This window comes from Chryseobacterium sp. C39-AII1 (assembly GCF_039672645.1).
GTDB lineage: Bacteria > Bacteroidota > Bacteroidia > Flavobacteriales > Weeksellaceae > Chryseobacterium.
On record NZ_JBDFPQ010000012.1, the window covers coordinates 17,334 to 37,385 of the forward strand.

General features: G+C 33.9%; 17 protein-coding genes. 6 read left to right on the forward strand and 11 right to left on the reverse strand.

The window, feature by feature from the left end:
• Positions 1-97: 97 nt before the first annotated feature.
• Complete coding sequence (locus ABEG63_RS16415) at positions 98-814, reverse strand: phytanoyl-CoA dioxygenase family protein (RefSeq protein ID WP_346586287.1); 717 nt, start codon at positions 812-814, stop codon at positions 98-100.
• Positions 815-1,125: 311 nt separating this feature from the next.
• Positions 1,126-2,382, reverse strand: coding sequence for a cation:dicarboxylase symporter family transporter (locus ABEG63_RS16420; protein ID WP_267401638.1), 1,257 nt, complete (start codon positions 2,380-2,382; stop codon positions 1,126-1,128).
• 222 nt (positions 2,383-2,604) lie between these two features.
• Here ABEG63_RS16420 and ABEG63_RS16425 point away from each other — a divergent pair, with 222 nt between their 5' ends.
• The 4 genes from ABEG63_RS16425 (at position 2,605) to ABEG63_RS16440 (ending at position 8,443) form a co-directional block, all read left to right on the forward strand.
• Positions 2,605-3,093: a BON domain-containing protein gene (locus tag ABEG63_RS16425; RefSeq protein WP_346586289.1), complete on the forward strand. Its 489-nt coding sequence runs from the start codon at positions 2,605-2,607 to the stop codon at positions 3,091-3,093.
• Between the two features lie 6 nt (positions 3,094-3,099).
• On the forward strand, positions 3,100-3,519 hold the full coding sequence (locus tag ABEG63_RS16430) for an SH3 domain-containing protein (protein ID WP_312399958.1): 420 nt from the start codon (positions 3,100-3,102) through the stop codon (positions 3,517-3,519).
• Between the two features lie 87 nt (positions 3,520-3,606).
• Positions 3,607-6,312 (forward strand): outer membrane beta-barrel protein, encoded by a 2,706-nt coding sequence (locus ABEG63_RS16435; RefSeq protein WP_346586291.1) that lies wholly within the window; start codon positions 3,607-3,609, stop codon positions 6,310-6,312.
• Positions 6,313-6,583: 271 nt separating this feature from the next.
• On the forward strand, positions 6,584-8,443 hold the full coding sequence (locus ABEG63_RS16440) for a CocE/NonD family hydrolase (protein ID WP_346586293.1): 1,860 nt from the start codon (positions 6,584-6,586) through the stop codon (positions 8,441-8,443).
• 225 nt (positions 8,444-8,668) lie between these two features.
• Here the strand turns inward: ABEG63_RS16440 and ABEG63_RS16445 are convergent, their stop codons facing one another.
• From ABEG63_RS16445 to speB, 3 genes are all read right to left on the reverse strand, one after another.
• Positions 8,669-9,280 carry an alpha-ketoglutarate-dependent dioxygenase AlkB gene (locus ABEG63_RS16445; protein WP_346586295.1) on the reverse strand — a complete coding sequence of 204 codons (612 nt, stop codon included), beginning with the start codon at positions 9,278-9,280 and terminating at the stop codon, positions 8,669-8,671.
• Between the two features lie 184 nt (positions 9,281-9,464).
• Positions 9,465-10,307 carry a methylated-DNA--[protein]-cysteine S-methyltransferase gene (locus ABEG63_RS16450; RefSeq protein ID WP_346586296.1) on the reverse strand — a complete coding sequence of 281 codons (843 nt, stop codon included), beginning with the start codon at positions 10,305-10,307 and terminating at the stop codon, positions 9,465-9,467.
• A 65-nt stretch (positions 10,308-10,372) separates the two neighbouring features.
• The gene (speB, locus tag ABEG63_RS16455; RefSeq protein WP_267401648.1) at positions 10,373-11,227 is read right to left on the reverse strand and encodes an agmatinase; all 855 of its coding nucleotides are present in this window, start codon (positions 11,225-11,227) and stop codon (positions 10,373-10,375) included.
• A gap of 230 nt (positions 11,228-11,457) precedes the next feature.
• Here speB and ABEG63_RS16460 point away from each other — a divergent pair, with 230 nt between their 5' ends.
• Positions 11,458-12,117 (forward strand): HAD family phosphatase, encoded by a 660-nt coding sequence (locus tag ABEG63_RS16460; RefSeq protein ID WP_346586298.1) that lies wholly within the window; start codon positions 11,458-11,460, stop codon positions 12,115-12,117.
• A 134-nt stretch (positions 12,118-12,251) separates the two neighbouring features.
• On the opposite strand, the gene ABEG63_RS16465 is transcribed toward ABEG63_RS16460, so the two are convergent.
• The 4 genes from ABEG63_RS16465 to ABEG63_RS16480 form a co-directional block, all read right to left on the reverse strand.
• Positions 12,252-13,646, reverse strand: a complete 1,395-nt coding sequence (locus ABEG63_RS16465; RefSeq protein WP_267401650.1) for an arginine decarboxylase — start codon at positions 13,644-13,646, stop codon at positions 12,252-12,254.
• A 111-nt stretch (positions 13,647-13,757) separates the two neighbouring features.
• Positions 13,758-14,633 carry a tyrosine-protein phosphatase gene (locus ABEG63_RS16470; protein WP_346586300.1) on the reverse strand — a complete coding sequence of 292 codons (876 nt, stop codon included), beginning with the start codon at positions 14,631-14,633 and terminating at the stop codon, positions 13,758-13,760.
• A 106-nt stretch (positions 14,634-14,739) separates the two neighbouring features.
• On the reverse strand, positions 14,740-15,396 hold the full coding sequence (locus tag ABEG63_RS16475; RefSeq protein ID WP_346586301.1) for a thiamine diphosphokinase: 657 nt from the start codon (positions 15,394-15,396) through the stop codon (positions 14,740-14,742).
• Positions 15,359-15,928: a cob(I)yrinic acid a,c-diamide adenosyltransferase gene (locus ABEG63_RS16480; RefSeq protein ID WP_346586302.1), complete on the reverse strand. Its 570-nt coding sequence runs from the start codon at positions 15,926-15,928 to the stop codon at positions 15,359-15,361. Before ABEG63_RS16480 ends, ABEG63_RS16475 begins: the two co-directional genes overlap by 38 nt.
• Positions 15,929-16,438: 510 nt before the next feature.
• Between ABEG63_RS16480 and ABEG63_RS16485 the strand changes: the two genes are divergently transcribed.
• Positions 16,439-16,930 carry a DinB family protein gene (locus ABEG63_RS16485; protein ID WP_346586304.1) on the forward strand — a complete coding sequence of 164 codons (492 nt, stop codon included), beginning with the start codon at positions 16,439-16,441 and terminating at the stop codon, positions 16,928-16,930.
• 130 nt (positions 16,931-17,060) lie between these two features.
• Here ABEG63_RS16485 and ABEG63_RS16490 read toward each other — a convergent pair whose 3' ends face one another.
• Together ABEG63_RS16490 and ABEG63_RS16495 are read right to left on the reverse strand one after the other, a co-directional pair.
• Positions 17,061-18,011, reverse strand: a complete 951-nt coding sequence (locus tag ABEG63_RS16490) for a YafY family protein (protein ID WP_346586306.1) — start codon at positions 18,009-18,011, stop codon at positions 17,061-17,063.
• Between the two features lie 156 nt (positions 18,012-18,167).
• The gene (locus ABEG63_RS16495; RefSeq protein ID WP_346586307.1) at positions 18,168-19,976 is read right to left on the reverse strand and encodes an ABC transporter ATP-binding protein; all 1,809 of its coding nucleotides are present in this window, start codon (positions 19,974-19,976) and stop codon (positions 18,168-18,170) included.
• Between the last annotated feature and the right edge of the window lie 76 nt (positions 19,977-20,052).

Consider the following 20,052-nt stretch of genomic DNA (forward strand, 5'->3'; position numbering starts at 1 on the left):
TATCGAGAACTTTATGATCAAAGGAAATTATCTTTTTCTAAACAACTTCTCGATACACTACGCTGCACTTCGTTACTCGAAGTGACGGTGTTCTGACTTAATAGGAAAGTCGCTCTGACCAATTCAATTCTTCCGGAAGCTCCAAATCCGAAAATTCAATATGGATCACTCTTCTTTTCTTTCCGTTGATTGTTCGGTTGGAACCGTGAAGCAATAAAGGTTTCATGATCATTATTCCACCTTTTTCTACATTGCAGATGGTTTCAGTTTCTACGGTCCAGTCGATGGTTTCCGGTCTGTAAATACCTTTGGCATGAGAAGTCGGTACGACTTTCAAGGCACCATTATTTTCATCAGTTTCATCCAAATGAATTCTGATCGTAAAAATATTTTCCAATATGGACAACGGTGGCTGAACGGCAAATTGATTTTGCTTGGTCGTCCACGGACCAAAATTTTCTAATTCTAATTTTTTGTCAACTGAAATTGTTAAATCCTGATGATAAGCCACATACCAATTCGACTTTTCTGGTTTATCGAAATAAATACTTTTCACCACAAAATATTTGTCACCGAAAATTTCTTTAATGATTGTCTTTAAATTTTCATTAAAAACTACACCTTTAATTTCCGGAATTTCCTTTAAAAACTGTCGGATCGCAAACAGATCTTCGGATTTTCTGAAGGTTTCTTTTGAAGTATCTATATTTTGAATGATTTCACTAATCTTTTCTATTTCTTCATCGGAAAAAATGTTGTTGATGACCGTAAAACCGTTTTCTGTGATTATATTTTTATGATGCTGTAAATTCATTTGATTGATTTGAATTTATTTTTAAATGCAAAGATCGCAAAGATTTTCTTTAAAATAATACTTACTTTTTGTGAAATTACTTTACCTTCGATTCACAATAATAAATTTAAATAACCGACTGCTACCCTAGCCCCGATCAAGCGGCATGTTTGAGCTCTTTTCCCGAATCGGCTCGGCGGCTTCGCCGCCCAGCCGATTCGGGAAAAAGCGAGTAGCGAAAGCGGGAAATAGCTCCTAATAAAAAATGGTCAATAATGAAATATATTCACTATTGACCATTCATTAGCCTAAGCCAAGTTATAATTTATTCTTTAAACAACTTCGTTTCCGTTACCATTTTCAAGCTGTCCTTCCCATTTTGAAACGGCTGAGGTTGCCAAAGCATTTCCTAAAACGTTGGTCATACTTCTTCCCATATCGCAGAAATGGTCGATTGGTAAGATCAAAGCAATTCCTTCCGGCGGAATTCCAAACATGGAACATGTTGCCACGATAATAACCAGTGATGCTCTCGGAACTCCTGCAATACCTTTTGATGTTAACATTAACACCAAAAGCATGGTAATTTGCTGTCCGATTGTCATTTCAATTCCGTAGATCTGCGCGATGAAGATAGACGCAAACGTCATGTACATCATACTTCCATCCAAGTTGAATGAATATCCTAATGGTAAAATGAACGAAACCACTCTGCTGTTACATCCGAATCTTTCCAATTCTTCCACCAATTTCGGGAAAACGGCTTCTGAACTTGTAGTTGAAAATGCTATTAACAAAGGTTCTTTGATTCTTCTTAATAATTCGAAAAGTCGGTTTCCGATAATCAAATAACCAGCTAATAAAAGCACTAACCAAAGAACTCCCAAAGCAAAGAAGAAATCTCTAAGGTAAATAGCATATACTTTAAATATCTCAAATCCATTGGTCGCCACAACGGCAGCAATAGCTCCCAATACTCCAAGCGGCGCAAACCACATGATGTAGCCTACCATTTTCAGGATTCCGTGTGCAATAATGTCGAATAATTTGATCACAGGTTGTGCATATTCTTCACCCATATTCGCCAAAGCAATTCCGAACATAATTGAAAATACTACGATCTGAAGTACTTCATTGGTTGCAAAAGCTTCAAATATACTTTTAGGAATAATGTGTTTTACAAAATCTTCCATAGAAAAGCCTTTACTGCTTTTCAATAGTTCTTCAGCAGAAGCAGCATCCTGAATCGGCAGTTTCGTAACGTGTCCAGGTTCCATCCAGTTGACCAACATTAAACCGATGAAAAGCGAAACCAATGAAGCAGAAATAAACCACAACATCGCTTTTGTTCCTACTCTTCCGATCATTTTAATATCACTCATTTTGGCAATTCCTACGACTAAGGTAGTAAATACCAACGGCGCAATAATCATCTGTACCAATCTGATGAAAACAGTTCCTAAAAGTTTAATGTTTTTAGAAAAAGGTTCTGCGCTCTCAGGATACATCGTATGTACCATTCCTCCAATTCCAACTCCTATCACAAGCGCAATAATAATTGCTATAAACAGTTTATTTTGTCCTTTCATATAAATAGTTCAAGTTTGGCAAATATAATATTTTTACAATTGGTACAACATTTCGTTGAAAAAGGATTAAATTTAGTCTAAATTCATAATTAACGGAAATTAACAATCTGAACTCTAATTCATTGTAAAAAAATTAAAAAATATTTATTAAATTTTAATTCATTTGGTATACATTTTATTATTACATTTACTTGTATTAACAACATTATTAAAATATACAATATGAAAAAAACTATCGCAATGGCTGCATTGGCTATAGCAGTATCTTTTGGCGCTGTTTCTTGTAAAAAGAAAGTTTCTGATGCCGATCTACAAACTCAGGCTACTACGGTAGTAACGTCTAACCCAAGTGCTTCTGTGGAAGTGAAAAACGGAGAAGCTCACCTAAGCGGAACTTTCGCAGATCAGGCTTCGAAAGATGCAATGATTACTCAGTTGAAAGCTATTCCGGGAATTAAGAGTGTGCATGACATGGCAACTATTGAAGCTCCTGCAGCTGCGGCACCGGTAGAAACTCAATCTGCAGTATCTCCTGAAGTTCAGCAAAAAGTAAAAGATGCGCTTAAGGATTTCCCAACAGTAAAAGTAGAAACTGTAAACGGAGAACTTACGCTTACAGGAACGGCTAAATCTACAGATGCGAGAAAGATTAAAGAATCTATCGATGCTTTGAAAATCGGAAAATACACAAACAACATTACTGTAAAATAATTTAAGATGAGCACATTACAAGATAAATATTCAAGCGTAGTTTCTGCTGCTCAGTCTGCAGGGATTTCAAATTTACAGGTTCAGGAGCAAGACGGAATTTTGTATGTTTCAGGAAGTGCTTCCAACACAGCAGCAAAAGATTCTGTTTGGAATGCTTTGGGAGCAATTGATTCTACATATTCTGCTTCAGATATTAATATTGATGTTCAGGTAACCGGTCTTGCATCGGGAGCTGCTCTTACGGTAGCAACAGATGAGTCTAATCTAAACATCAGACAAGAGCCTTCTACGGAAGCTGCAGTGGTAGGAAAAGCTTCAAAAGGTTCTTCCGTAACACTTATTGAGCAAACTTCTGACGAATGGTGGAAAGTAAAAACTGCCGACGGACAGGAAGGTTACGCTTATTCAAGATACTTGAGAGCTTAATTTCTAAGATTTAACATTTTTTACATAAAACGCATCCCTAATCAGGGATGTTTTTTTTATATTTTAGCAGCTTCAAAAAACATATTAATGAAAAAAATCCTTTGGTTGCTATTACTTACATTTAATTTTTTAGGATTGAATGGACAAAAATTCAGCATCGACGGAAAGATTTCTGATCATGAAAAGAAGCCTGTTGAAAACGCAACCATTTATCTTCTCAAACAAAAAGATTCATCCATCATTAATTATACTTCAACCAACAAAGAAGGAAAATTTTCATTAAAAACTGAAGAACTTAAAGAACCATCCATTCTTTCTGTGGATACCGATAAATTACTTCCTTATTCTAAAAAGTTTGACAAAATAGATCAGTCTTATACTTTAGATGAAATTTCGCTTGATAAAATTCGCAGTTCTGATATTGAAGAAGTAAAAATTACAGTTTCACCGATAAAAATTAAAAAAGACACCATTGAGTTTAATGCAAGCGCGATAAAAGTTCGTCCGGACAGCAATATTGAAGAACTCTTGAAAAACATCAGCGGCGTAGAAATTGATAATGACGGAAAAATTACAGTAAACGGAAAAGAGGTTGACCAAATCATGATCAACGGGAAAGAATTCTTCGATAAAAGCGGAAAAATTGCCCTGAAAAATATTCCTGCGGATATTATAAAAAATATTCAGTTTACGACTACCAAAACGAAGGAAGAAGAATTGACTGGAAAAACGCCAAAATCTGAGAATAAGACAATTAATTTCAATATTGATGAAAAGAAAAATAAAGGTTTTCTTACCAAATTAGCGGTTGGATATGGATCTGATAAACGCTATGAAATTAACAGTTTTTCGAGTTATTTTAAAGACAAAACCAAAATCAGTCTCGTAGCTTCTTCAAATAATATCAATACATCTAGTAATTTTAATGATGATGATTCCAGAAGAAATTCGCGTGCCGGAAGTTCGATGAAAGGCATTCAAAGATCAACAACGATCGGGCTGAATTACAGTGACAATCTGGGCAAAGATATTGATCTTGACGCGCTGGGACTTACGAGAACGAGCAGCAATATGGAAACCGCTTCCAAAGTTTCGAAAACTACTTTTCTTCCGGATTCAAATTTAAAAACGGATTCCGAAAACCGTAGTGAGAATGATTCGGAACAGTATAATTTTAATTCTTCGCTCCAGATAAAGGCAGATACAGCCAATACCTTTTATTTTTCACCTAAATTTTCACATTCAAAAACAAAAAACTTAAACTTCGGAAATTCAGCAACTTTTAAAAATGATGAGCTTCTGAATAAAAGTACATCTTCAACCAACTCAGATTCTGAAAGTAATAATTTTAATCCGAGCATTTATTATGTGAAAAAATTTAAAAAGAAGAATCGAAATTTATCGGCTAACATCAATACTTCAATTTCAGAAAATAAAAATAATAGTTTGGTGAATTCTCAAACCTTATTTTACGAAAATGGAGCTGAAAATGTGTCTAAAAAGGATATCCGAAACCAATTAAGTCAAACAAAAGCACAAAATAATAATTATTCTTTCGACGCAAGATACACCGAACCTATTTCGGATTCTATGAGTGTAAGTTTTGGGGTAAAATTCAATTCCCAAAGCAATGTAAATGAAAGAATGGTTAATGATTTTGATGAAAGTACGGGGCAATTTTCAAAATACAATCTGGCTTTATCCAACAATTCCAGTGAAAAAACCAATCAACTGACGCCTGATATTAGCTTTAATTTAAACAAAAAGAAATTCAATTTTTGGTCTTCTCTGAATCTCGGTTTTACTGATGTGAAATATAAGTCCACTTTTAATGGTGCAAATTATGACTTGCAAAGAAACTTTCTGCTTCCAGATTATAATATGGGATTTCAGTATAAATTTAACCAAAACTCTTCATTAAGTATATATAATTCTACCAATTTCAATTCGCCGTCTTCACAAAATTTGATTCCTTATATGGATGAATCTAATCCGTTGGTAACATACAAAGGAAATCCTGATCTAAAAAATTCTTGGACGAATACCTCAAGCATCAGCTTTAATTCGTATAATATTCCGAAAAGCATAAATTATTTTATCAATACAATTTTTACTTTTAATAATAATGATACAACCAATTTTTCCTATTTTGATGATTCCGGAAAACAGTTTGTAACGTACACCAACATAAGTGGGAATAAAAATGCCAATGTTTTCGGTGGGTTCAGCAAAACCTTTAAATGGGAAGAAAATAAATTAACGATTAGCCCTAAAGCCAGTTTAAGTTATAGTTTTAATAAAGGTTTTATTAACGGACAACAATTTACAGGCAATTCTTATATGTTCGCTCCAGGAATTAATGTAACGTACGACAAAAGGGATAAAATTACGATAAGACCATCTTATAACGTAAATTATTCTTTTTCAAATTATAAAAATTATAGTGTTGAAAGTATCAAAAATACATTTCAGACCTTCCGACTGGAGCTTACCAATTATTTCCTGAAAACCAATTTATTATTTGGAAATGATTTTGAATATAATACAAGTTCCAACATTGCTCCGGGTTTTAAACGAGATTTTTATTTTTGGAATACCAGCATCGGATATTCTTTTTACGATAAACAATTAACAGCCAGAGTAAAAGTATATGATGTTTTAAACCAAAATCAGAGCGTAAAAAGAAATATTACGGCGTCGTATGTGGAAGACCGTGAGGATTTGATTTTGAGAAGATACATTATGTTTTCATTGACGATGAAACTGAATAAGTTTGCAGGGAAAAAGAGATAATTTTAAACACAAATAGCATATTTTTTTAACGTAAAGATTTTATTTCTTTCTCCTGATCTTTAGAAGGCAAAGGCAAATAAATTTACTTCGCGAAGCTTGAAAACACGCTTTATCAAATCAACTTGTTGATTCTTCTTTGCTCACTTGAGTTTTTTACATTTAAAAAAAAACTTTGCGTTAAAATCAACCCAATAAAATTTAAACATTCTCTTAAAACATAAATTTAGTTAAAATCATTTTTATGTTTAAATTAGCCACAAATTTTTACATAATGAAGATTCATTTTTCTCTTTTATTTATTTTCCTTTTTATTTTGGGAAATTCACAAAATACGCAGCCTGCCGACACTTTTGTGAAAGATAATTTTAGCAAGAAAGAGTTTTATATCACGATGCGAGACGGAGTAAAACTTTTTACGATTGCTTATATTCCGAAAGACATTTCCGGAAAGAATAAGTATCCGTTTTTGATGCAGAGAACGTGCTACAGCATCGCTCCTTACGGTGAAAACGAATACAGACCGAAGCTAGGGCCGAACCAATATTTAATGAAAGACAAATATATTTTTATATTTCAGGACGTTCGGGGACGATATATGAGTGAAGGAACTTTTACGAATATGACGCCACAGGTTGATCATAAAACAAAAAAAGATATTGACGAAAGTACAGATACTTACGATACGATTGATTGGTTGATTAAAAATATTAAAGACAACAACGGAAAAGTAGGTCAATACGGAACTTCTTATCCGGGTTTCTACACAGCTGTCGGGATTTTAGCCCAACATCCTGCTTTAGTGGCATCCTCTCCACAAGCGCCTATTTCAGATTTTTGGAATGACGATTTTCTTCATAATGGAAGATTTATGTTAGGTTATTTCAAAACTTTTCCGGTTTTCGGAGTTCAGAAAACGAAGCCAGAAAATAAAGCATGGTACACCGATTCTATGATCAAAGCGACTTCTGAAGATGGTTTAAAATTCTACCGAGATATGGGAACTTTGAAAGACGGTTATGAAAAATATTATAAAGATAACTTCTTTATGACGGAAATTATGAACCATCCCAACTACGATGAATTTTGGCAAAAAAGAGGACTTCTTCCTCATCTTAAAAATGTAAATCATGCGGTAATGACTGTCGGTGGTTGGTTTGATGCAGAAGATCTTTCAGGACCTTTGAACATTTATAAAACGATTGAAAAAACAAGTCCGAAAGCTAAAAACACAATCGTGATGGGCCCTTTCTCACATGGCGGTTGGGGTCGTGAAGAAGGAAAACATTTCCACAATCAGATTTATTTTGGAGACAGTATTGCAACGTATTATCAGAAAAATATTGAAACGAAATTTTTTAACCATTATTTAAAAGGTGATACAAAAAAAGATGCCGGACTTCCAGAAGCTTTGATGTATGACACCGGAGCAAAACAATGGAGAGAATTCGCAACTTACCCTCCGAAAGAAGGAAAAAAAGTAAATTTTTATTTATCTAATAAAACGTTGAATAAATCGGCCGGACAAGGTTTTTCAGAATATTACAGCGATCCTAATAATCCGGTTTTAAGTTCTGATAATTTGAAAGATTTTAATGGATTTACTCCAAGAAACTATATGTCGGAAGATCAGAGATTTGCAGAAGGAAGACCTGATGTTTTGACATTTACAACGGATGTTTTAACGGATGACATGACTTTCGCAGGTGAAATTATGGCTAAATTAAATATTGCTTCGACTTCTACAGATGCAGATTTTGCAGTGAAACTAATTGATGTTTATCCTGAAGATTTCAAGCCTGTTGAAAAGAAAGACGGTGTAATTTACGGAAATTATCATCAGATGGTAAGAAGTGAAATCATGCCTGCGAGATTCAGAAATTCGAGAGAAAAAGGTGAAGCATTGGTTCCGAATCAGAAAACTGCTGTTAATTTCAGATTGCAGGATGTTGTTCATACATTTAAAAAAGGACATAAAATCCAGATTCAGATTTCTTCGACGTGGTTCCCGTTGTTTGCCCTCAATCCACAGAAATTTTTAGATAATCCGAATTTTGCAACGAAGGAGGATTATACAAAAGCGTTTATCAAGATTTTTGAAGATAGCGCGATTGAAGTTGAGGTTTTGAAATAATTTAAAAGCTGTTCGGTTTGAACAGCTTTTTTTATTTTTTGTCTCTCGTAGGTTTTGCAGATGACGCAGATTTTTTAACTCAATCATCTGTAAAATTTGCTTAATCTGCGAAAGACAAGATTATATGCAACTTTTGTCATCCTGAAAGGATCTCAACGATACATTGAATAACTTTGTTCAGATGCTTTCAGCATGACAAGCATGTAGTAAATTAATTTAAATACATCATTCCTCGATCGTTCTGAAAGTCAAATTCACTCTAGGCGATTTTACTTTTGTTGTTGGCGGAAGTCTGTGCAACCAATGATCCTGTGTCGCTCCTTTCATCACCAATAAGCTTCCGTTTTCCAGAAATATTTCTACTTTTTCTTTGGTCGTTTTATGTTTAAATAAAAACTTTCTTTCCGCTCCGAAAGTTAAAGATGCAATGGCTCCATGTTTTTTTAAATCCTTTTCCGCATCACTGTGATATGCCATTCCTTCGCTTCCGTCATGGTATAAATTCAACAAACAAGAGTTGTACGTTTCTCCGGTAACTTCCTCGCATTTTTGTTTTAATTCCAATAGCTCCGGCGTCCAGAATTTTGCATATTTCGTTCGTTTTGAATACGTATATTCAAATGGTTTTTCTCCAAACCAAGCGACTTTTCTTTTGGTTAAAATTAATTTCCCAAAAATAATCGCCTCATCGTTTTCCCAAGGAATTTGATTGAATAAATAATCATAATAAAAATCAGATTTTTCTTTTGAGAAAACTTTTCCGTAATAGTGAACAGTTCCGTCGTTGGGAAGGATATTTAAAGGGTAATCGGATATATCTTCGAATAAATTCAGCATTTGAAAATTTTTAACAATGTTTGGTTAAAATTAAAACATTAAGGCTAATTAAGGAGTTAAGGAAATTAAGGTTGCTTCGCTTAAGGATTAAATAACTTAAAAATTAGAATGATTATCTTAATTAAACTTCAATTCTTAAAATAAATCTTAATGGTTTAAATAAATTTTATAGTAAAATAGAATTTTAAGAATAAGTTCTCGAACTTTCCCAACCTACAATCAATTGTTTTCTTTCACTTCCCCATCGATAACCGCCGATATTTCCGGAAGCTTGAATGACACGATGACAAGGAATCAGAAAAGCTACAGGATTACTTCCAATCGCCGTTCCTACCGCTCTTGAAGCGTTTGGATTTCCTATTTTTTCGGCTAAATTTCCGTAGGTTGATAATTTCCCCATCGGAATTGTGAGAAGGCTTTCCCAGACTTTTAATTGAAAATCCGTTCCTTTTAAATGGAGTTTTATGGTGTTGAGTTTCGTCCAGTCTTTATTGAAAATGGACAAAGCATTTTTCTGAAAATCATCTTGTTTTTCAAAAAAAGAAGCATTAGGAAATTTAATAATTAAATCTCCCAATGCTTTATTTTTATCGATTTCAAAAGCCAAATAACAGATTCCTTTTTCTGTGGAAGCTGCGATTACATTTCCAAAAGGTGTTTCTGAAAAACTGTAATTGATGTTCAGACTTTTTCCGCCGTTTTTATATTCTGCTGGAGACATTCCTTCGATTTTTACAAACAAATCGTGCAATCTGCTCGTGCTCGAAAATCCTGTCTCATAAGCCGTATCAAATAAACTTGCCTTTTCCTCCTTCAACAAATTTTTAGCATGTTCAAGGCTTATGAACTGCAAAAATTTCTTCGGACTCGTTCCCGCCCAATCAGAAAACATTTTCTGAAAATGAGCCGGGCTTAAATGAATTTTCTCCGCCACTTCCTCCAAATTGGGCTGAAGCTTAAAATTGCTTTGGATATATTCTATCGCTTTCGCAATTCTTTCGTAATCGATCTGATTTTGTGTGGACATAACATTGAATTTACCTCACAAATTTCCAAAGATTTTCTGACAGAAAAAATCCGAATCTTGCGAAGTTAGTCTTGATTAATATGATAATAAGCAAGCATTTTGTAATATAACTTTGCCGCCAAGAATGCACTTGGTTTTGCGTAAGCGGAATCCATTAATTCAACGATATCAAACGCTACAACATTACATTTTTCGAATACTTTTCTTAATAATTCTAATGTTGGATACCATTGTAAACCACCTGGTTCAGGAGTTCCTGTTGATGGAGCAATTGATGGATCAAAAGCATCCAAATCAATTGTAATGTAAACATTTCCTGAAACTTTTTCCAACACATCATTTACCCAGTTTTCGTTATTCGCAATTTCATGAGCGAAAAATACCCTTCCTTCCGGTAAATACTCAGCTTCTTCGATATCCATAGAACGGATTCCCACTTGTACCAAATTGTGTTTCTGATTGGCTTCAAAAACCGCACAAGCGTGATTAGAAGTAGAACCATGGAATTCCGGACGAAGATCTGTGTGAGCATCTAATTGAAGAACCGTTAAGTTTTCAAATTTCTCACCCACCGCACGAATAGAACCGATAGAAACAGAGTGCTCTCCACCGAAAAGTGTGAATAGTTTACCGTCATTATTCAACAATTCTTTTGTTTTTTGGTAAACCGCTTCCGTCATTGCTTCAGGTGAAGAATTTTCAGAAACTTCTCCAGCCAGATAAACTCCTTCTAAGTAAGGTTCAGTCTGAGTTTCGATGTCGTAAAGCTCCATGTTTTCAGAAGCATCTAAGAACAATTCCGGGCCTTTATCAGCCCCTTTTCCCCAAGTTGAAGTTCCGTCGTAAGGAACAGTCACCAACATTACTTTCGAGTTCTCTAATGATGCATTTTCTTCAGGAATTCCTGCGTATGTTTTCATGTTTTATTTAAAAATTAAATGATTTCAGCAAAGATACGGAAAAGTGAATTGAAGCCGAAAGCTGGATGCTGGAAGTTTTACAAAATAGCAAAAAATTAAACATCATAATTTAAATTTTCCCCCCCCAGTTTCCAGCTTCCACCCAAAATTATACAGCACAATTTTAAACCTCCATCTTCCATCTTCCCGCTTCCAGCCAAATTCCTTACCTTTGTTCAAAACAAAATTTTATGTCGTTAAAAGCTGTGCTATTCGATATGGATGGCGTGATTGTGGATACTGAACCATTGCACAGAAAAGCCTATTTTAAAACATTCAAAGATTTGGGAATTGATGTTTCCGAAGAATTATATACATCCTTTACAGGAGCTTCTACGAAAAGAGTTTGTGAAACATTGATTAAAGAATTTAATTTAAACCAACCTTACGAAGAAATAGCCAAAGCAAAGAGAGATTATTTCAAGGATTATTTTTATAATGATGAAGAATTTGATTTAATTACTGGAGTAAAAGATTTAATTCAGCATTATTTTGAAAACGGAATTAAATTAATTTTAGCATCTTCCGCAACAATGATGACCATCGACATGGTTTTCGAGAAATTCGAATTGGAGAAATATTTCAGTGGAAAAATAAGCGGTGCCGATTTAAAAGAATCTAAACCTCATCCTGAAGTTTTTCAATTGGCCGCAGAACTTGCAAAAGAGCCTATTGAAAACTGTATGGTAATCGAAGATTCTACAAATGGAATTCTGGCGGCACACCGAGCGAATATTTTTTGTGCAGCATATAGAAGTCCGCATTCTAAAAATCAGGATTATACGTTGGCGAATATTGTCGTTTCGGATTATGAAGAACTTCAATTGGATAAAATTTCAAAATATTTTTAAATAGAAAAGCTCTCAATTTCTGAGAGCTTTTATTTTATTTTTTTAAACACTAATTTCACTAATATTTTCACAAATTTCACAATTAATATTTGTGTGTTTAGTGCAAAAAATTTGTACTGTTTGTGGTTAAAAATTTATTGATATCCTAAAAGTTTCAACACATCTTCCGGTTCCTGTTTTTCGCGGAAAATCTCGTATTGTAACTCACCGTTTTCATCTTTTTGAATCAAAACGTGTCTTGGCTGAGGCATCAAACAGTGATGAACACCGCCGTAACCTCCGATTGTTTCCTGATACGCTCCCGTGTGGAAGAAACCAATGTACAAAGGTTTTGTATCGCTGAAAACAGGTAAGTAAATGGCGTTGGTATGTTGTTCAGAATTATAGTAATCATCTGAATCACAAGTTAATCCACCTAAGAAAACTCTTTCATAAGTATCATCCCAACGATTCAACGGAAGCATGATAAAGTGTCTTGAAATCGCCCAAGTATCTGGAAGTGTCGTCATGAAAGACGAATCGATCATATTCCATTTTTCTCTGTCGTTCTGACGTTTTTGAGAAATAATTTTATAAATATTCGCACCACTTTCTCCAACCGTAAAACTTCCGAATTCAGTGTAAATATTTGGTTCTTCAACCCCTTCTTCCTCACAGAATTTCTTGATTTGAGAAACGATTTCCTCCACCATATATTGATAATCGTAATCAAACTGTAAAGAAGTTTTGATTGGGAAACCACCACCAATATTCAATGAATTTACTTCCGGAGCAATTTTTTTCAAACGTGCATACACACGAAGACATTTGTACAATTCGTTCCAATAATACGCTGTGTCTTTGATCCCTGTATTGATGAAAAAGTGAAGCATTTTCAATCTCGCATTCGGATGTTCAGCGATTTTTTGACTGTAATAAGGAATAATATCTTTATATCCGATTCCTAATCTTGAGGTATAAAATTCGAACTTCGGCTCTTCCTCAGATGCAATTCTGATTCCGATATCGAAAGTCGTGTCGATGCTTTCTGTAAGCTTATCCAGCTCGCGATAATTATCCAAAATTGGAGTAATATTTTCAAAACCACTGTTGATCATATCTGAAATTTTAGCCAGATAATCATCCGTTTTGAAACCGTTACAAATCACTTCGATATCTTTTGATACTTTCCCTTCTTTGTAAAGAGATTTCACAATATCCATATCATACGCAGAAGAAGTTTCTATAGAAATGTCATTTTTCAAAGCTTCTTCCAATACAAATTTGAAATGACTTGATTTTGTACAGTAGCAGTACCTATAATTCTTCTTATATTCGGTTTTCTCAAAAGCTTCCTTAAACCAACTCTTGGCCTTCTGGATATTTTGAGAAATTCTCGGCAGGTAGCTAATTTTTAGCGGAGTGCCAAACTGTTCAACAACATCCATCAAAGGAATATCGTGAAACGACAAATTGTTCTCAGATACATTGAACTCCTCAGTAGGGAAATACAACGTCTGATCAATAAGTTCCGAGTATTTTATTTTCATTTCTAAACAAGTGAATTAAGAAATGCAAAATTGCTAAAAAAGTTTGATTTTTTCGCGTTAAATTTATTATAAATTTTAAGCTGTTTTTTAGTAAAAATTTCGCCTAAATTATTAATATGTAAACTTCTGAATATATTCTTGTCTTTTATTTTTAGAAATTCCCAAAACATATTGAATATAAATATCAATTGAACCGTATTTCTTATTGATTTCGTTAAAAGCCGCATCCAAATAATCGGTTTCAACCCAACTTAATTTCTCCAAAACTTTCACATCCATTTTTGGATAAAGGAAATCTAAATTATTAGCTAAACTTAATCTTTTATCAACGAGTTTTTTTCTGTAATTATTGGAGAGAAGATAATCGTTGTAAATAGTTTCTTTATTAAATTTTAAAATCGTTAAAATCAAAGCTGTGATAATTCCTGTTCGGTCTTTTCCGGCTGTACAATGATATAAAATCGGTTGGTCTGATTCTAAAATTTCAGTGATAATTTTTTTGATGATTTCAGGATTTTCAATGACATAATCTTTGTAAAAATCAAGCATTCTTTTGTCCGCATCCGAACCGTTGACTTTTCCTTTTAACACCAGTTTTTTAGCCTGATCCAATTGATCACCTTCATCTTCAAAAGCAGAATAGTTTTTATATAGAATTCCGTTCGGAAGATTGTCGGGTTTTTGAGCGATTTCCTTTGAATTTCTAAGATCGATAATTTCTTTAATTCCTAGTTTTTCAATTTCATCAAAAGATTTTTTCTTTAGCTGATGAAGATGTCCGCTTCTGTAAAATTTTCCGCTTTTTAAAGTTCTTCCGTCAATATTTTTAATATTCGCAACTTCACGAAAATTATGAACTTTTTTGATCTTAATATCTTTTTCAGTTTCATTTTTTCCGTATTCAGGCGCGAAAAAGTTTTGCGTTTTACAGGATAAAACACAAAGTAATGTGATGATTAGAAATGATATTTTGATTAAGCTTTTCATTCTTTATTTTCCCATGGATTACGTAGATTTCCACAGATGTTTTATATTTATAATCTAAAATTGCATTGTACAATTTGTGTAAATGTTAGTGTTATTCGTGTTTAAGTTACAAATATTTTTTTCCGATAAAGATCAGTAAGTCTCCTTTTTCATAAGTGATGGACACATCATTTTCAACAGCGAAGTTTCTTGTTAATAAATTACCTGTTATGCTTGCATTTTCATTTTTCAATTCCCAGTTTAAGCCTTTTGTTGTAATATTTTCAGCTATGGGAAACGGATATAAGGAAATCATTTTATTATTTACATCCTTTAAAACAGTTTGTTGGGAGATAAAATAATAGGTTGAGAATTCGTCATAAAATTTGATATTTAATTGATCCTTAAAACCAAAAGCTACGGTGAGATTTCCTAAAAAATGATCCTGCTCTCCTCCACTTCCTCCTAACACATCAACATTATGGAAGCCTTTTCCGGCGATAATCTCCAAGGCTTTATAAAAATCCGTTCTCTCCTGATCGGGCGTATGAATAAACTTATCCTGATACATATTTTCATCAGAACCCGAATGAGAATCGAAGTCACCGGATATAAAATCTAGTTTATCTAAAGAGAAACCCATATTTTTTAGATAATGAAAAGCGCCATCTGTACAGGCAATCAAACCATAATTTTCAGGATTCGGGAAAGATTTCGGAGCGTCTCCGTTGATGAAAAGCAATACTTTATCTTTCATTCGGATTCCAGTATTCTTCGGGCTCATTATTGATTTTCGACATATATCTTGCCAAAACAAATAGATAATCTGAAAGCCTGTTGAGATATTTAATCAACTCAGGGCGAACTTCTTCCGACTCATTCAAAAAAACCAAAGAACGTTCTGCTCTTCTGCAGATGGTTCTTGCAGCGTGTAAAAATGTCGCAGGTTTTCCGCCTCCGGGAAGGATGAAATATTGAAGCGGTTCTAATTTTTCATCAAAAGCATCCATCCAGTTTTCCAGTTCTTCGATTTCAGTTTCTGCAATGATTAACGGTAAACGAGATTTTCCGTTGGCTAACATCAGCTTATCAACCGGGGTTGCCGCTTCTGAACCTACCGTAAATAAATCGAACTGTATTTTTTTCAACTGTCTCAATACTTCTTCATCTTCGATATGGCTTTTGGCGATCCCAATGAATGAATTCAATTCGTCTATATTTCCGTAGCTGTCGACTCTTGCACTCGCTTTTGAAACTCTTGTTCCTCCGTACAATGCAGTCTGACCTTTATCGCCTGTTTTTGTATAAATTTTCATAGGACTAATTTACTTCTTTAAAATAAGGCTGACAATAGTTGTTGGTTTTTGATATTTCTCTATTTATTCCAAATGACTGAATTTGATTTGGATGATTTATTCCTTAGCCCGGATTGAGCGGCATGTTTGAGCTCTTTTTGTATTGAGTTTCGGCGGCTGGCTCCGCCAGCCGCCGAAACCTCAATACAAAAAAGCGAGTAGCGAAAGCCGGAAATAGCTTCTGAAAAATAGATACAGAGATCCTTCGACTACGTTCAGGATGACACCGCTAATACTAATTGTATTAATTAAGATTTTAATAAAATAAAAAATGATCGATCTCCACAGATCGACCATCTACAAATTATTTATTTACCTAACAATAGCGTAAGTATACCTCTCTAACGGGAAAAAATGCCAGATTATTTTGAAAATAAAAAATATTTTTTCACGGTGTAAAATCCTACTGACAAACTGTTGTCATAAACGTGATTTAACTTTGTATCAACAAAAACAAACAACATTAAAATTATGACTACAACAGCAACCATCACAAAACAATTCATGACTTCTGACCAATTATTAGAGCACTGGCAAGGACATAGAAATTTGACAAGAAGAGTAATCGAAGCTTTTCCTGAAAAAGAATTATTTGAATTTTCAATCGGTGGAATGAGAACTTTTGCCAAGTTAGCTTGCGAATTAATAGGTATTGCAGGGCCTGCTTTAAAAGGAATTATAGACCGAAATATGGATGATTATAATGAAGAAGGCTTCAAACCGGAAACAAAAGCCGATCTTTTGAAAAAATGGGATGAGGAAACGGAGGTAATCAACCATTATTTCGCTCAGATTTCGGAAGAGCGTTTTCAGGAGACTTTCAATTTATTCGGACAGTATGAATTTCCGGTATATCAGAACATTTTATATTTTGTTGATAATGAAGTTCATCACAGAGGTCAGGGCTACGTTTATTTAAGAGCCTTAGGAATTGAGCCGCCTTTTTTTTGGGAGAGATTTTAGTGTCTTTAATGCCTTTATGGAGACTAAAATTATTAATTGAAAATAACGAATCCAACTCAATCATTTCTAAACAAAAAAGCTTTCAGGATATCTGAAAGCTTTTTGTTTTATTTAAATTTAAAGAATGTTTTTAATATTTTTCAGAGAGTTTATTAATTAATTTTTTCAGACTTTCTTTTAAAGATTCCGGTTCTAAAACCTCAGCATAATCTGCAAAAGTAATAAGCCAGCGCGGAAAACCTTCTTTAATCCAATCAGTTTCAAAAATCAATTCAACGCCATTTTCTCTTTCGATTTCTTCAACCAATCCATAATATTTTTTTGAATTAACGAGATGCCCAATAATTCTTTTTTCTACTAAAAGACGGACTTTCGTTTTATTTCCGTTGGGATTCTGTCGATAATCATTAATTTGCCCGTATTCCTGCAAAAACGGATTTTGAGTTTTGAAAATCTGTAAGATCCTGTCGACACGAAACTGCCTAAAATCATTTCTCAGCGTACAAAACGCCATGATATACCAATAATTGAATTCAAAGAAAACCCCAACAACCTCAATCGTTCGCATAGAAACTTTTGAATCTACCGTTTCATATTCCAGCGTTAATTGCTTCTTTTCGGCAATGCTTTCCAAAATAATCGGGATAATATTTCGGATTTTATCTTCTGGTTTAGGATGATAATTAAAAACATCGATCTGTTTTTCAATATTTTCAATTAAATTTTTATCTGAATATTTTAATACAGAACGAACCTTTTCCATTGCTGTTTGATAATGATTTCCCAAACTTTCATGTAAAAATTTCTGCATCAGTTTTTCCGCAGTAATGAAACTCAACACTTCTTCTTTCGTGAACATCACCGGCGGAAGTTTGTAGCCATCCATCAAAGAATAACCGCTTCCCGCTTCACCAACAATAGGAATTCCGGCGTTTTCCAATGTTTTTACATCACGATAAATTGTTCGGACACTTACATCGAATTTTGTTGCCAAATCTTGTGCTCTTACAATCGGTTTTGATTGAAGTTGAGTAAGAATTGCGGTTACTCGGTCGAGTTTTTTAAGGTAGTGGTCGTTCATTGGGTTTGAGAGTTCGAGTGTTTTAGTGTTTTAGTGTTTTAGTGTTTTAGTGTTTTAGTGTTTTAGTGTTTTAGTGTTTTAGTGTTTTAGCAAAATTAATTTCTAATTTCTAATTTCTAATTTCTAATTTCTAATTTCTAATTTCTAATTTTTAATTTAATTTTCCTTATAAGTATTAACCAGTTTATCTAAGTTTAAACTTCTCGCAGAAGCATCAAAAATTTCGCGATATACTCCGTTGATATGCACCAATTCATCATGAGTGCCGCTTTCTACAACTCTACCTTTTTTCATGACATAAATTTTATCTGAATCTAAAATCTGCGACAAAGAATGAGAAATAATAATTACCGTTCTGCCTTCTTTTATCGCATCCAAAGAGTTTTTAATCTGTTCTGTGGCAATGGCATCCAAACTTGCCGTTGGTTCGTCAAGGAAAATAATTGGTGGATTTTTTAAGAATAATCTTGCAATCGCAATTCTCTGTTGCTGCCCGCCCGAAAGCTGGGTTGCATCGTGATTGTAACCTTCCGGAAGATCCAAAATCTGCTCGTGAAGATAGGCTTTTTTCGCTGCTTCTTCAATTTCTTCAAAAGTTGCGTTCATATTTCCGTAGCGGATATTATCTTCGATACTTCCCTGAAAAATATGATTTTTTTGTAATACTAAACCTAAATCGTCACGGAGAAAGGTATTGTCATAATCATTTAAATCAACATTATCAAGTAAAATATCTCCTGAATTCGGAAGATAAAATTTACATAAAAGATTGATAATCGTTGATTTTCCAGCTCCACTCAAACCAACCAGAGCGGTTGTTTTCCCGTTTTCGATTTTCATGGAAACATCGTGTAAAGCCTGGGTTCCGTTAGGATAAGAAAAGTTGACATTTTTTAATTCAAAATTTCCTTTAATTTCTTTTTCCACGAAATTTCCGTTGGGTTCTTTTTCGTCATCAGCATTTAAAATATCAAAATATCCTTCCGCATAAATCATTGCGTCATTCATATCATCATAAATTCTGTGCAACTGTCGAATCGGAGCTGAAACATTGTTGAAAAGCATAATATGAAGCATGATAGCACCGATAGTCATTTGTTGATCAAGCACCAAATAGACCGTCAAAAGGATAATTAAAACCACTCCAAACTGTTCGATAAAAGTTTTCAAGCCATCATAAATAAAATTCGTTTTTCGGGTAAACAGTTGACTTTCCATCAACTGCATCTGCAGATCGTATTGCTTTTTTCCTTCAAATTTTTCGCGGACAAAACTTTTAATCACCATAATGGAATTAATTAAATTTAAAAGCCCGGAAGTTTTTTGTTCTCGTTGATTTCTTAAAGTTCGTCTAACTCCACCCAGTTTTTTTGCCTGTAAAGCGCTGATATAAAAATAAATAGGAACAATAATTGTGGAAACAATTCCTACATACATATTTTGCATATACATGATAATCAATGCAATAAAAGCATTTGAAAATAACGGAAGCATATCGATAAAAAAGTTCTGAACCAATCTCGTTAAACTTTCAATTCCACGGTCGATTCTTATTTGTAGTTTTCCGGATTCGTGGTTTTCATCATTAAAATAAGCAACTCGATACGTTAAAATTTTATCAATTGCCGATTGGGCTAAAACCGAACTTACATTAATTCTAATTTTTTCACCATAAAATTTCTGTCCGAAATTGATGAAAATATTTAACAATTCCTTTCCCAATAAAATAATAGAAATCAGCACCAAAATATGAATTCCTTCAGACATCGGATGCGGAAGGTGAGTCAGTTTTGTCACCTCATCTACTGTATACTTCAACACAAGCGGATTTACCTGAGCGGCAAGCGCGCCTAAAAATGTCAGAAATAACGTTCCGTAAATCATTAATCGATAAGGTCTGATGAAAGGAACCAGCTGTTTATAAATTCCAAATAAAGTGACGGTTCTGTTGAAAGGTTTTGCCATAGGAATGAATTTAACTAAAAAACGTACCGTTTTACAGAGAAAAGGTACGAATTATATATATTATTTTATTCTAAAA